This is a genomic window from Enterococcus sp. AZ191 (genome assembly GCF_051713845.1).
GTDB classification, from domain to species: domain Bacteria; phylum Bacillota; class Bacilli; order Lactobacillales; family Enterococcaceae; genus Enterococcus_B; species Enterococcus_B durans.
The window spans coordinates 1478992-1494243 of the sequence record NZ_JBIOQS010000001.1 but is presented as its reverse complement, the minus strand read 5'-3'; the positions used below and the strand labels follow the sequence as shown (position 1 = coordinate 1494243).

Sequence of the window (15252 nt, the reverse complement as noted above, 5' to 3'; positions counted from 1 at the left end):
CTTTGACTATCTTACCGTTTTTTTCTCTATTTTACTTGAATTTTGATTGGCAACTGTTGTGTCTTCCTCTAAAAAACGGTAAGATATGAAGTGCTTAGTCTTAGAAATCGTAAAGAGGTGTCTTTTTTGAAAAATATTATTTTAACAGGCGATCGACCAACAGGAAAATTACACTTAGGCCATTATGTTGGTTCATTAAAAACACGTGTTGACATGCAAGCAGACGAGAACAATCAACTTTTTGTGATGATCGCTGATATGCAAGCATTGACTGATAATGCTAAAACCCCAGAAAAAGTATCTTCTAATGTCTTAGAGGTTGCACTCGATTATTTAGCAGTAGGACTTGATCCAGCAAAATCTACGCTCTTTATCCAATCTCAAATACCAGAATTAGCAGAGTTGACGATGTACTATTTGAATCTAGTCAGCGTAGGTCGTGTGCGTCGTAACCCTACAGTCAAAACAGAAATTGAACAAAAGAAATTCGGTGAGAGTGTTCCCACTGGGTTCTTCATCTATCCCGTTTCTCAAGCAGCTGATATCACAGCCTTCAAAGCAAATCTAGTTCCTGTAGGTGAAGACCAAAAACCAATGTTGGAACAAACACAAGAAATCGTGCAAAGTTTCAATCATACGTACAGTGATGTCTTAGTTGAACCAAAAGGTGTTTTTCCACCTAAAGGAATGGGTCGCTTACCTGGTATTGATGGTAACGGAAAAATGAGTAAATCATTAGGCAACGGAATCTATATCTCTGATCCCGCTGATGTCGTGAAGAAAAAAGTTATGAGTATGTATACTGATCCAAATCATATTCATGTCGAAGACCCTGGACAGGTTGAAGGAAATATGGTCTTCACTTATTTAGATGTCTTTGGAAAAGATAAAGAAGCAATCGAAGAGATGAAAGCTCATTATCGTCGTGGCGGACTTGGTGATGTGAAGATCAAGCGTTACTTGATCGATGTTTTAGAAGAAGAATTCGCGCCGATCCGCGCCCGTCGTGAAGAGTTAGCTAAAGATCCAGATGCGGTCATGGCGATTCTTCGTGAAGGAAGCGCAAAAGCCGCTAAAGTAGCAGCGAAAACATTAGCAGAAGTCAAAACTGCAATGGGTATCAACTACTTCAATTAATCGGATAAACAAAAAAACAATGACTAAATCGTACTGATTTAGTCATTGTTTTTTTATTATCGAATATTTGCTTGGACTGTTTCGGTCAGTTTTTTCTCTACTTTAGCCATCGCTTGATTGATTTCTTCATCGATCATTGTGGCTTCTGGGTTCGTAAACGTCAAACTGTACGCCAACGATTTATATCCTGGTTCGATATTTTGTCCTTGATAGACATCGAACAATTGGATACTCGTTAAAAATTTCCCTGCTGCTGCACGAATGACAGTCATCACTTCTTGATTTGTCACTGTTTCTTTCACTAACATTGCAATGTCACGTGTCACACTTGGGAATTTCGTCACTGCTTGGAATGTGATCCCTTTTTGAGCCGCTGACACGACTGAAGACAAATCGAATTCCGCTACATATGTTTCTGGAATATCATATGCTTTTGCTGTGTTTGGATGAACTTGACCGACAAAACCAAGATACGTTTCTCCTAGATAGATTTCCGCAGTTCTTCCGGGATGCATGTCTTTCATGGTAGTAGTTGGCTGATAAGAGATTTCATCTGCCACTGCTAGTTGTTCAAACAAGTTTTCCAATACACCTTTGATCGTATAAAAATCAACTGTTTCAGGTTTTTCTTGCCAACTCTTTTCCTGCCATGTCCCTGTCAATGCTAGGGCAACATGTTTCACTTCTTGTGGCAAGTGTGTCAACGGATCATTTTCTTGGTAGAAGACACGACCTACTTCATAATACGCTACATCACTATTCTTTCTTGCCACATTGTAGTTGACATTATCCAATAGACCACTGATCAAATTCATTCTTAAGACAGAACGTTCTTCACTCATTGGCCAGTCCAGTCTTGTGATCTGTGATTCCTTTGTTGTGAATTGTCGGGATTTTTCTTCTGTTGTCAATGCATAGCTGATTGCTTCACTTAATCCACTACCTTCTAATAAAGTACGGATCTTACGTGTGGCTGCTTGTTCACTCGTCAAGCTTCCTGCGACAGTTGCTCCACTTGGTAACGTAGAAGGCAAACGATCATAGCCGTAAATCCGAGCAACTTCCTCGATGATGTCAGCTTCAATTTGAATATCCCAGCGTCTAGGTGGAATAACGACCGTATAAGTTTCCCCGGTCACTTGATAACCGAAACCTAACGTCTCAAAAATTTCATTCACTTCAGTTACTGTTAATGCTGTTCCTAGATATTGGTTGATTCGCGACAATGTAATCGATACTTCTACTTCATTTGCTTGATATTCAGAACCTTTGACAGCACCTTCTAGTACTTCTCCTCCTGCTAGTGACTGGATCATGGCAGCAGCAACATCACTTGCTTCACCAACCGTTACTTTGTTGATTCCTTTTTCAAAGCGTGCAGAAGATTCACTGCGCAAATTGAATTGTTTTGCTGTACGACGGATCGAAACTGGATCAAACAAGGCAGATTCCAGTGCGACTATTGTCGTTGTTTCTGTGATTTCAGAGTCAAGTCCACCCATCACACCAGCTAATGCAACTGGTTCTTTTCCATTTGTGATCACTAGATTATCTGATGTCAAATTACGAGTTTCTCCATCTAATGTGACCATTGTTTCTGCATCTTTTGCATGGCGAACAACAATTTCTTGAGAACCTAATTTATCATAATCGAATGCATGAAGCGGTTGTCCAAATAAGAGTAAGATATAATTTGTGACATCCACGACATTATTGATTGGACGAATGCCTTCATTCATCAATAGATTTTGTAACCATTGCGGACTTGGTTGGATCTTGACATTTTCAATGATCCGAATTTGGTAGGCAGGAACTAATTCTTGATCCTCTACGGTTACATCGATTTTATCCGCTGCTTTGCGCGCAACTTCAACTAGTTTTTCATCTGCAAATTTCGGTGTTTGACGATAGATTGCTCCCACTTCATAAGCAACCCCGCGCATGGATAACGCATCTGCACGGTTTGGTGTGATCGACAGTTCAATGATCGCATCGTCCATATCAAGGTAAGAAAAGACTGGTTCTCCATTGATCGCATCTTGAGGCAGATAATAGATTCCTTCCGCATACTCTTTAGGAACGACGCTATCAGAGTAACCAATTTCTTGTAATGCACAGATCATTCCATTTGATACTTGTCCGCGCATTTTTCCTTTTTTGATTTTTACATTTCCTGCAATACGTGAATTTGGTAAAGCAACGATCACTTTGATCCCTTTTTTCACATTTGGTGCACCACAGACGATTTGTGACAGTTCTTCTTCACCGATATCTACTTGGCAGATCGATAAATGGTCAGAATCTGGATGTGGCACACACTCCATGACTTCACCAACGACGATTTTTTTCAAACCTTCTTCTGGAACAGTGATCCCTTCTACTTCGATCCCTGTCACAGACATTTTATCAGCCAGTTCTTTTGGTGAAACTGCTGATAGATCAATATATTTGTTTAGCCATTTATAAGAAACTAACATGCTTTTTTACTCCCCTTTGAACTGACTTAAGAAACGTAAGTCATTTTGATAGAAATTACGGATATCATTGACACCATAACGTAACATTGCCACTCGATCTGGTCCAAGACCAAAGGCAAAGCCAGAGTATTCTTCTGGGTCGATCCCTGACATCTCCAAGACATTCGGGTGAACCATCCCTGCACCTAGGATTTCGATCCAGCCAGTGTGTTTGCAGACATTACAGCCAGCACCACCACATTTGAAACAGCTCACATCTACTTCTACAGAAGGTTCCGTAAATGGGAAGTAGCTTGGGCGTAAGCGGATTTCACGGTCTTCTCCAAACATTTTTTTCATTACGACTTCTAATGTCCCTTTTAAGTCACCCATCGTAACGTTCTTATCAACTACTAGTCCTTCAATTTGATGAAACTGGTGGCTGTGGGTTGCATCATCTGTATCTCTACGAAAAACTTTTCCTGGAGAGACCATTCGAAGTGCACCTTTAGAGAAATCATGTTTTTCCATTGTACGTGCTTGGACAGGTGAAGTATGCGTACGGATCAAAATATCCTCAGAGATATAAAAAGTATCTTGCATATCACGGGCTGGATGATCTTTCGGTAAATTCATCCGTTCGAAATTGTAATGGTCTGATTCCACTTCATTTCCTTCAACGATTTGGTAACCCATTCCCACAAAAATATCTTCGATCTCTTCCATGATCTGTGTCAAAATATGACGTGTTCCTTGTTTTACCTGACGACCTGGTAAAGTAATATCGATCGTTTCTTTTTCTAATGCAGCATTTAATGCAGCTTCTTCTAATTCTTGTTTTTTACGCTCGATTTCAGCTGTTAAGAGGTCACGGATCTCGTTTGCAAAACTCCCTACTTTAGGACGTTCTTCTGGACTAAGATCTTTCATTCCACGTAAGACTTCTGTGATTGGTCCTTTTTTTCCTAAAGTTTCTATACGGATTTGATTTAATTCTTTCAAATCTTGTGCAGTCGTGATTTTAACGATTGTAGCTTCTTTCAAGCTTTCTAGTTGTGCTTGTAAAGACATTTGCCTGTTTCCTCCTTCAAAATTCAAATACAAAAAAAGACCTCATTCCTGTAAAGGAACGAGGTCTTCGCGTTACCATCCTAATTTACGGTCGAAACCGTACACTTACTTTCTTTAACGACGATTGCCGGTCTGGATCATCAGACGAACTCGGAAAGTGAACTTCATTTTTCAAACACAGGATCTGCTTACAGTCTATGACAGATCTCCCTGGTCAGGTTTATCCAAATTACTCTTTTTCGTCATCGTTCTTTATCTATTCAACTAACGTTAGTTTACAAGATTTTCTAAACAAAATCAACTACATTCTTCCTCAGTGACCCACTTCTCACTCCAAACTTGCAATTGGACCATTGCTTTTTGGAGATCTGCGCCTTTTTCAGTCAGCATATATTCAGAACGACCAGAATCATTACATGAAAGGTTTCTTGTGACGATTCGTTCTCGTTCGAGCTCTTTTAATCGTTCAACTAAAACGCGATCACTCACCATAGGTATTTTCGCTGCGAGATCAACAAAGCGTTGCGGACCGTTTTCGAGCAATACATCGATAATCAACCCATTCCATTTTTTTCCTAATATCGAAAAAGTTTTTTCAAATTTAGGACATAGAGTGAATTCTGTCTGTGTTAGCTCCATCTTACTCACCTCTTTTTTAGAGTATAGCATATTACTTACAAAGTGTAAGTCGCAGTTGCTCAATTATTATTATTTATTAAGATTTATTATTTTCTTCGCACCCAATAAAATAAGATACACATTTGTCACTGGTTTGTCTAGTGCTTCTGACAAAGCTTTTTTGTATAAATTCAATTGTCCTTGATATTTTTGGACGATTGTTTCTATTTCTGCTTGATTTTCACCATTTAAAATATAGTCAGTTTTGAAATCATATAACTCGATAAACTCTGGAAATTCGATGTAGCCATCGACGATCCCATGGATCAGCAATTCATCGTCTTCATTTGGATACTGATCGAACACTTGATCAGCAGACAAGAGCATCGAAAATGGCTGTTCTCGTTTCACTAGTTCGCTGTGTTGCACCAACCGTTTCCCAAGTTCAGTCTGATAAAACCACAAAATACCAGAAAGATCGATTTTTTTAGCGACTTTTTCATCGACTAGCCGTTTAGCGACCAACTCTTCTAAGAGAGAACGGATGGAGTCCCTCGTTGGCATCTCTAATGGAAGCAACTGTAATAAATAGTGTGTAGCTGTTCCAATAGAGGCAGCAGATATTTTTTGGCTTTTTTGTAAGAATTTCGGCTCTGCCAAAGTGTCTTGTGTATAGCGGAATTGCTGATTATATCTCCGTTTTTCATTGTTTTCCCAAACTATTTTTGAATCAGACGTATCATCTGGATCTTCAAATAAACGTTTGATTTCTGAAACGGATTGGTAACTTGTCGTCTGGGTCGATGCTTTGTAGGGATAACTGTAAGCTAAACGGGCTTTCAATGATTCTTGAAGTGGTGTTTGGTCTACCTTCACTGATTCAAGCTCTTTCTTCGTCTCACTTGCCAATGATTGGCGGTTCTCTACAATATCTTGTTGCTTCATCCATGTGATCGAAAAGCGGCTTTCCGACTGTATCAACTGATTATGGACCGTTGTATCTTTCGCGTATTCCTTCATTTTAGGATGACGCATCAAGCTGTAACCGATCCAGTTCAGCAAACTGCCTTTTCCTTTCAAACGAGTCGACGGCTCTAAAACAAGTGCGGTTTGGTTAGCCACTTCTGACCAGATTTTTAACGTTTCTTCCTTATTTTTGTAAGAACCCACGATAAACAGTTTTTGTTCGGCACGTGTCAATCCTACATATAGTTTACGCATTTCCTCAGACAATAATTTATTTTGTTTGGCTAATTTTATTGCTTGATAGGGCAATGTGTCGTAGAGAACGCGCGTATCCGGATCCATGTATCGGATACCTGCCCCTAGTTTTTCTTCAAAGGCATACCTTTTTCTTAAATCTTGGAGATTGAATTGTTTTGTCATATCCAATAGAAAAACAACTGGGAATTCCAACCCTTTACTTGCATGGATCGTCATGACACGCACTGCATTATCTACAGATGCAAGAACTGGTTCTGCAAGATCTTTGTCTTTTTCCTGCATTTTTTCGATGAATCGTACAAACTGATAAAGACCTCTGAATGAGCTTTTTTCATAAGATTTTGCCCGATCGACTAACGCATAGAGATTTGCTTGGCGTTGCGCTCCGGCTGGCAACCCAGCTACATATTCTAAGTAACCTGTCTGATAATAGATAGCCCATAAAAGATCTGTAATGGAAGAACGGCGGGCTAGTTCGCGCCATATATCCAACTGTTCACAAAAATGATTCAGCTTATCTGCAAGTTCGTCTGTATGCTTAGCTTGATAAGCAAGAACAGCTTCATAATACATATGCGACCGATCTGCTAAACGAATTTGGGCAAGTTCTGGTTCGATCAAACCAACGATCGGTGAACGTAAAACAGATGCTAAAGGAATGTCCTGATAAGGGTTATCGATCAATTGCAGCAAAGAGACCATCGTTCGGATCTCTGTCGCTTGAAAATAGTTCTGGGCGTCATTCATTTCCAAAGGGATATCAAACGTCTTGAATATCTCTAAAATCGTCAGATTATTTTTCTTTGTAGGGGTCAAAAGAACGATATCTCTATACTCGATAGGTCGATTTTTTTTCATTTTTTTATCATAGATCATGAATTTTTCATCGATCAATTGGCGGATCTTCAATCCAGTCATGAACAATTCGCCTTCTGTTTTGTCTTCTAAAATATCATCCACTGGCAATTCGATCGTCGTTTCTTCCTGTTCTTTTTCGTAAATCAATATTTCTGGTTCAAATTGTTCAGTTTCTGGAAAATCCGGAAAACCAAGAACAAGCTTTGCCGCATCATCATACGAAATCTGACCTACTACTGGATCCATGATTTGTTCAAAGACTAAATTTGTGAATGAAAGCACTTCTTTTCTGGAACGGAAATTTTCTGCTAAAACGATACGGCGTCCGCCTTCTATTTTTGAAAATGCTTCGTACTTTTGGATAAACAGGCTCGGGTCTGCTAAACGAAACGAATAAATGGATTGTTTGACATCTCCTACCATAAACATGTTGCCTTTTGTTTCATTCGGTTCACGCAACCAGTAAAGAATGGCTTCTTGTAACTGATTGACATCTTGATACTCATCCACCATGACTTCTTTGAATTGCTTGCGATAATGATCGGAGGCTTCGCTAGGCAACCATGTATCATCGTTTTTTTTCGTTAATATTTGTAAAGCAAAGTGTTCTAGATCATTGAAATCCAATAGCCCTTTTTCACGTTTACGCTGGCTAAAACCATTCATAAATGCCTTTGTGACTTTTGTCATTTCTTTCACTAACGGATATGCCTTTTTGGTCAGCTCCTCCATTTGTTCTGGTGACACAGGAAAGTAATTTTTCCCAAGTTGCTGAATGATTTTTTTTGCACGGTCTCTTAACTCTTTGACCTCAGCAGAGCGTTCTTTCAATTCGGCTTTCCGACTACTTTTAAACGTTGTGAATGTCAACGCCTCTAATCCAGAGTAGGCTTCTGGAATCTGGTCTTGTAACAGATGTTCATAGATCACTTGTATCTGGCCTTTTTCACCAGATACCTGATCGTACATTTTTTCAAGACCTTCTTCCTGTGCTAATTGCACCATTTCCTCATACAGTTGCACGCATTGATGCATATCAGCTAAAATCAGCGGACGAATCTGTGTTTTGTATAGGCCAGAATCAGCGAGTCCATTCTCTAAGCGATAACTCTCACTTAACTTTGTTAACCACTCTTCTGGATCAGGATTCGCACGAGCAAATTCATAAAGTGAAAAGACCAGATTGGTTAGGCCATCATCTGAACGATCATTCGAGAAATTCATCGTCAATCGGAAAAATTCTTCCCTATTTTCAGCATAGAACGCCTCTCGTAATTCATCCCAGACATCTTCTTTCATCAAGATCGTTTCTGTTTCATCTGTCAACATTCGAAAAACCGGATCAATGTCGATCAAATAGTAATAACGGCGTATCACTGTCAGACAGAACGCATGCAATGTTGAGATATTGGCCGTTGGCAATAGGACCAACTGCTTAGTGAAGTGCTGTTGTCGAATGGGATCACTTTCTGTATTAACTGCTTCTTGTAGTGCCTCCTGGATTCGTTCCTTCATTTCTCGTGCGGCCGCCTCGGTAAACGTCACTATCAGCAACTCGTCCAGATTGACCCCCATCTTCAATTTCTCGATGACTCTGCGTACAAGTACTGTCGTTTTCCCAGAACCTGCTGAAGCTGAAATAAGCAAGTTGTCTCCTTGATCAAAAATAGCTTGCCATTGTTCATCGGTAAATCTTTCATTTTCTGGTTTTAAAGGAATTTGATTCACTCTTCTTCGCTCCTTTTTAGTATTCTACGCAGTGCTTCTTCTTTGTTCAATTTTTCTAAGCGGTGATAGTTGTTTTCCTTCAGCATCACATCAAATGTGCATACACTTCTAAACGGACAAAATTGACAAGCAATTCGTTCTTTGTCCTTATATGCTGGATTCAGCTTGATTTCACCAGATGTGATCTTGTCTCCCGCTAAACGCATATTCGCTCGGTTATGCGCCATAAAAAGCTGCAACTCTTCTTCTGTATAGAATTTATCTTTGCTGAAACTTCCTTTTTGATATTCGTCCTTCGCATTCTTTTTCACTGGATAGATCAAAGAATTTTCTTTAGCTTCTAAAGAATGGTCCAACACTTCCAACAATCCTGGATCATCGACAAACACGCCATCATAGCTGAATTTCTTCAATGTGTCTTTTTCTACTTCGTTGGTATCCGTTAGTACCGGATTATGGACATGCAGATAGTAGGAACCTGCAGGACGAACAGCTGCCTTGCCTGTGAGACGGACAGCATCCATCAATGCCACATCTAAGTAGGTCAATAATTGCATCGCCATCCCATAATAGGCTTCCGTCACATCAAAGGAACGGCCACTAGATTTATAATCGACGACACTCAACCATGTTTCTGCTTCTTCAACAGCGACATCCACTCGATCGATTTTTCCACGTACATGTAATTTCCCGCCATTATTCAACGGAAGTTCTAAGCCAGGGATACCATTTGCACCTGCGATTTGACCAAATAAAATCTCTGTCTGTAATGGTTTCAACCCAGTATTTCTACTTTGTTTTTGCAACGCCCAAGCTACTTTTTGAATCGTTTGCCCCAATTGATAACGAATGTAATTCATACGGGCAGAACTATCCAGAATCTCAAAACGTAATTCGCCAAACACTTCCTGCAGTACTTTTTCCGTAAATTCTTTTCGCTGTTTGTCCGTCATTTCAACTAATGACAACTGATTTGAGAAAAGCAATTTGAAGAAACAGTCTAGAGATTCATGGTAAAAATCTCCAGTGGCCGCTGGGGTCAGTCCATAAACCATCCGTTCTTTGAGTTTCAGCCCAAACTGTACAAAGTATTTGTACTCGCAATTATAAAAGTTCTCCATTCTGGAAATCGACGTATAGATTTCCTTGCCATACAGCTCTTCTGCCATCTTTTGCGGCAGTGAGACAGGTACGTTTAAATGATCTTGGCTTTCGAAAATACGCAAAGCAAAATTACGCCATCTCGACTGTAAGACGACAGTCCGCAACTCCTGCCAGTAAGCAGCAAGCAGTTGTTTCTCTTCTTTAGCTAAACGATAGACTCCATTGATGATATTGATCGCACTTCGATACGTGCCGACATAACAACTAGGATCGCCATCCAAGTGGAGATGTTCTTTTCGTTCGATTGGGATCGTTAAATATTCAAGGATACGACGTAGATATGGAGACATTTTCAATGTATTCGTATCGTAACTTTCCGCATAACTCAAGTACAAACGTTCCGTAGCAGAAGAAAAGACGAAATAGGCTTGAAGAGGCTCGAAGGACATCGTTTCTTTAGCTGGATCAAATAAAAACTGTTCTTCCCCCAATCTTGCGTTCAGTGTTTCTCTTTCTTCACTTGATAGCAGTCCTTTCGTTTCATGACGATCAGGGAAGACTTGATCATTTAGGCCAATGGCAAAAGTGATTTTCGCCTGGTTTGGCCGAACAAGTTCCAAACGATTGATTCTGACCTGATCGATTGCCGTTGGGATCTTCCCATAGCTTAAATTCTCTAATCCACTAGACATGATTTCTTGGAACAAGCTCCAATCAAATGGTGTTTCTCCGTAGATCAACGCATATTCATCCAATAGATCGATCAATGCTTCCCATGTTTGTTCATGGTTTCTTGCTTCTGCCAGATTCCCACGTTCGATTTCCTGATTGCGCCAAAACAGTAATTGCTGCTGGACACCACTCTGAACTAAAAATTGGTAAAAGACGGACGCACCTTCTTGTCCAGTCTTACATTCTTTGATTTTTTCAAAAAAAGGAGGAACCATTTCTTTGAAGAAGTGGCGGATCTCATTTGATTGTTTTTCCAGCTTTTGAACGTCTTCTAATTGTTCTGCTTCAAAATCATAGGAAACAAATTGCCAGTCCTTTTCTTTGGTCCAATAAGTTCCCTGATAGTTATATGCCAGTGCGACATTTTCTGTCACATCCAGTTTTGTGCGGAATTGGTTTCGCATCACCTGCCAATTTTCCAAATCAAGTACCTCATCTTGTCGGCAGATGAACAACTCTGTTTTGAAAAAACGCATGATGTCATTCAAACGATACGCATAACGATCTAATGCAAACAAACTATTGATCCATTCAATGAGCGGATGATTCTCCATCAGCTGATCTTCATCGACATAGTAAGGGATCGCCATTTCTTTAAAGATAGGTTGCAACAGATTCGCATAAAGTCCCATCTCCTTCGTCAAGACTTGGATATCGCGATAACGATAATTTTCTTCACTGACTAATCGGCGGATCTCAACAGCTAATTGTCTGACTTCTTCAGTGGGATTCTCAGCCTCCCATATATGCAAGTCTTCTTGCTGCCCCAGTTTTATCGACATGGCTTTTTTATTGCTTGAAGTATCTTCCCAGACCGTTAATACACTCTGCAATGCAGTTGGTAGTACTCGATCGACAGCATATTTTTCAACAAAAACCGGCACTTTTCGTTCTTTTGCGCTATTGATCAACTGAAAATACAGTTTTCCAGTTTCATGGAATAAAGTCAGTACTTCTGGCATCTCGGCAATATAAGGTCGATCAAGTACCAGATCCACGACTAAGTGCCCTTTTTCCATCATGAGTTGCAACAATTGGTATTCCTGTGCGTTCAATCGAGAAAAACCGCTGATGATAAATTTGACATTTTCCATATCTAGCGTCTTCATGTAGCTCGCTAAAACAGTCAAAGTATCTTCAAACTTAAGCGCCCGCTTCATCAATTCCTCCTCGAACTCAGAGAAGATAAGTTGGAGGTCTTTTAATTTCAATTGCTGGTCCTCTTCCTTTGGTGTTCTCTCCTCTTTGAAAAGAACTAAATCGCTTGGAGAAATATTTCCCACACGCATTTCATTGTAAAGATCCTGCAATTGTTGAATAAAGCCTTTTTTATTGATTTCCCCACGAAAAATCGTTAATTTTTCTTCGTTTTTTTCCAATATTTGCCGTAAGATCATTGCCGAACCCGCTTCTGAAAGCTCATTGCCAGACAATAGAGTTGTTTGTGCTAACAGATACCAAGCTAAACGATAAAAACTAAAGACTTGAACGTTCGTTGTGCTGAATGTTTCCTTGCCATTTTCTTTACGCAACTGCGCCAAAATCTCTTGCTCTTGTTCAAATTTATTATAATTAGGTACAAGGAAAAATACTTGATGGTCTTTTTCTTGCGCCAGCCACTCCACCGCTTCGGCGATCAACGTGGCGCGATGATCCTTCCGATTCGTTCCAAGAATAAATTGTAAAGTCATTTTCCTCCTCCTCAATGATCAAATTCCGTTTCTTATCTATTATAGCAAAAATGAGTGAACATTTGTTCTTTCGTCTCTACTTTGAACAATAAAAAAAGAGACAATCGATAAACGACTGCCTCTTTTTAATGTTTATGGATTAGCGGATCGATCCCATCAATTTTTTGATTGGTTCTTTGATCGTAAAGAGTAAAACAGCTCCAACGATCGCTACCACACCAACAATTCCAAAGTACATTGATTCTGTACCTGGTGTGTAGAAACGAGCGATTTGCGCATTGATTGCTTGCGATGAAGCATCAGCTAAGAACCAAATGGCAATCGTTTGCGATTCAAATGCTTTTGGTGCAAGTTTTGTTGTCGCAGATAAACCGACTGGTGATAAGCATAATTCAGCGATAACCACGATCAAGAAACTACCGATCAACCATAATGGGCTAACTTTACCAGATGTTCCATAAAGTATACCTGGAAGCATCATCAATAAGAAAGACAACCCTGCAAATAGTAGTCCTAAAGAGAATTTAACCACAGTTGACGGTTGACGGTTCCCTAATTTTGTCCATAATGTGACAAATACTGGTGTTAGTGCAAAAATAAAGATCGGATTCAATGATTGGTACCAACTTGCAGGAATAGTCATTCCAAACAATGTAGATTGTGTACGTTCACTAGCAAACAACGCTAAAATCGAAGAACCTTGTTCTTGTAGTGACCAGAAGATGATTGCTGCAACAAATAGTGGGATGTATGCCCAAACTTTTGGTTTTTCATCTGTTGTTACATCTTTTGAAGTTAACATTTTGATAAAGTAATACAATGGCAACAAAATACCTAAGACACTGATTGTATTTATAAAGAAATCAATTGTTAAATGTCCTGTAACTTGTGCACCACCAAAAATAGCTACGATAACGATCAACGCGATCACTAAGTTGCGGATAAACCCTTTACGTTCTTCTTGAGACAATGGATTTGGTGCGACTGTTCCCACACCATCCAATGTTTTACGTCCTTGGATCACATATTGCAACAAACCGAAGAACATACCGATAGCAGCTAGTGAGAAACCTAAATGATAGTTATAATTTTGACCAAGCGTTCCTACAATGATTGGAGCGATCATCGCACCTAAGTTAATCCCCATGTAGAAAATAGAGAAACCTGCATCACGACGCAAGTCTGTTTTCGAATAGAGATGACCAACCATTCCCGAAACATTTGGTTTCAAAAAGGCTGTACCAATAATAATCAAAGCCATTGAAATAAACAATGTAGAAACTCCGAATGGCAAAGCAAGGACGATGTGTCCAATCATGATGAAGATACCACCGAAAAACACTGTCCGTTTCGCACCTAGAACGCGGTCAGAAACCCAACCACCAACGATACTTGACATATAAATCAATGAACCATAAATGGACATGATCGCCAACGCTGACGCACGAGGTAATCCAAGGCCCCCATTTGTAACAGTATCGTACATATAGTAGATAAGTAATGCACGCATACCATAATAACTAAATCGTTCCCACATTTCAGTAAAGAACAGTGTTGACAACCCCTTCGGCTGGCCGAAGAAGCCTTTGTCTTGTTGATTTTCCATAATCTATACCCCAATTCTTTAAATTTTCAGAAAATAACATATACACTTCCCGAAAAAAATAGCTAAAAAACTTATTTTAGAAATATATACTTATTTTCTATAAAAATAAGTAAAAAACGATTGGAAAACAATAAGAAAAAACATATACAAATTTAATAATTATATAGATGTCAATCTTGAAAAAGCGAATTGAAGTTCGTTTAATCACAATGTAACCGCTCCTTTATTTATTGTGATCGATTCATTTTTAATAGAGAAAAAATTTATTTCTTTTTGCTGAGCATTTCTTTTTACTTACTTTTTGTAAGATGATATACTCCTTTTTGTACTCATAAAAAATATGCACTACGCAATCAAAGGAGATTTTTAACATGACAACTTTTACAAATACATTGAAAAACCGTCGTTCTATCTATCATTTAGGACGTAACGTCACTTTATCTAATGACGAACTAACTGCATTGATCAAAGAAGCAATCAAAGAAAGCCCAACAGCATTCAACGCACAGTCTACTCGTGCAGTGATTCTTTTTGGCAATGCACATGAAAAACTATGGGAAATGACTGAAGAAGCACTTCGTCCATTGACACCTGCTGAAGCATTCCCAAACACACAAAACAAATTAGCCGGATTTAAAAACGGATACGGAACTGTTCTATTCTTTAAAGACACTGATGTAGTCAAAGGACTTCAAGAACAATTTGAATTATATGCAGATAATTTCCCAGATTGGTCAGAACAATCAAACGGGATCGCTACTGCGAATACATGGGTTGCATTAGCAGACCAAGGACTAGGCGCCAACTTACAACATTACAATCCAGTAATTGATGACGCTGTAGCTAAAGAATGGGACATCCCTTCAAATTGGAAATTACGCGCTCAATTAGTATTCGGTTCACCAGAAACACCAGCTGGCGAAAAAGAATACATGAATGACGAAGATCGTTTCCGCGTATTTGACTAAGTACTAAAAAAAGCTAGGTAGTTACGGTTTTCGTAACTACCTAGCTTTTTTAAGGTTAT

General features: G+C 39.3%; 8 protein-coding genes. 2 read left to right on the top strand and 6 right to left on the bottom strand.

What is annotated here, in order from left to right; genetic code table 11:
• Positions 1-126: 126 nt before the first annotated feature.
• Positions 127-1137 carry a tryptophan--tRNA ligase gene (trpS, locus tag IGI47_RS07210; protein ID WP_311929915.1) on the top strand — a complete coding sequence of 337 codons (1011 nt, stop codon included), beginning with the start codon at positions 127-129 and terminating at the stop codon, positions 1135-1137.
• A gap of 56 nt (positions 1138-1193) precedes the next feature.
• Here the strand turns inward: trpS and pheT are convergent, their stop codons facing one another.
• From pheT to IGI47_RS07180, 6 genes are all read right to left on the bottom strand, one after another.
• Positions 1194-3614, bottom strand: coding sequence for a phenylalanine--tRNA ligase subunit beta (gene pheT / locus IGI47_RS07205; protein ID WP_438783780.1), 2421 nt, complete (start codon positions 3612-3614; stop codon positions 1194-1196).
• Between the two features lie 6 nt (positions 3615-3620).
• Positions 3621-4664, bottom strand: a complete 1044-nt coding sequence (gene pheS / locus IGI47_RS07200; RefSeq protein WP_005877080.1) for a phenylalanine--tRNA ligase subunit alpha — start codon at positions 4662-4664, stop codon at positions 3621-3623.
• 297 nt (positions 4665-4961) lie between these two features.
• On the bottom strand, positions 4962-5303 hold the full coding sequence (locus IGI47_RS07195; protein WP_005877078.1) for a winged helix-turn-helix transcriptional regulator: 342 nt from the start codon (positions 5301-5303) through the stop codon (positions 4962-4964).
• Between the two features lie 69 nt (positions 5304-5372).
• Complete coding sequence (gene addA / locus IGI47_RS07190; RefSeq protein WP_438783779.1) at positions 5373-9092, bottom strand: helicase-exonuclease AddAB subunit AddA; 3720 nt, start codon at positions 9090-9092, stop codon at positions 5373-5375.
• Positions 9089-12619 (bottom strand): PD-(D/E)XK nuclease family protein, encoded by a 3531-nt coding sequence (locus IGI47_RS07185; RefSeq protein ID WP_438783778.1) that lies wholly within the window; start codon positions 12617-12619, stop codon positions 9089-9091. The genes addA and IGI47_RS07185 overlap by 4 nt, the downstream gene beginning before the upstream one ends.
• Before the next feature lie 139 nt (positions 12620-12758).
• Positions 12759-14225 (bottom strand): peptide MFS transporter, encoded by a 1467-nt coding sequence (locus IGI47_RS07180; RefSeq protein WP_438783776.1) that lies wholly within the window; start codon positions 14223-14225, stop codon positions 12759-12761.
• A gap of 371 nt (positions 14226-14596) precedes the next feature.
• Between IGI47_RS07180 and IGI47_RS07175 the strand changes: the two genes are divergently transcribed.
• On the top strand, positions 14597-15193 hold the full coding sequence (locus IGI47_RS07175) for a nitroreductase family protein (RefSeq protein ID WP_144776059.1): 597 nt from the start codon (positions 14597-14599) through the stop codon (positions 15191-15193).
• The last annotated feature ends 59 nt before the right edge of the window (positions 15194-15252 follow it).

Excerpts from the sequence above, each read along its gene's own strand:
- IGI47_RS07180 (WP_438783776.1), bottom strand. The coding sequence starts at position 14,225 with ATGGAAAATCAACAAGACAAAGGCTTCTTCGGCCAGCCGAAGGGGTTG.
- pheT (WP_438783780.1), bottom strand. The coding sequence starts at position 3,614 with ATGTTAGTTTCTTATAAATGGCTAAACAAATATATTGATCTATCAGCA.
- pheS (WP_005877080.1), bottom strand. The coding sequence starts at position 4,664 with ATGTCTTTACAAGCACAACTAGAAAGCTTGAAAGAAGCTACAATCGTT.
- IGI47_RS07185 (WP_438783778.1), bottom strand. The coding sequence starts at position 12,619 with ATGACTTTACAATTTATTCTTGGAACGAATCGGAAGGATCATCGCGCC.
- IGI47_RS07195 (WP_005877078.1), bottom strand. The coding sequence starts at position 5,303 with ATGGAGCTAACACAGACAGAATTCACTCTATGTCCTAAATTTGAAAAA.
- IGI47_RS07175 (WP_144776059.1), top strand. The coding sequence starts at position 14,597 with ATGACAACTTTTACAAATACATTGAAAAACCGTCGTTCTATCTATCAT.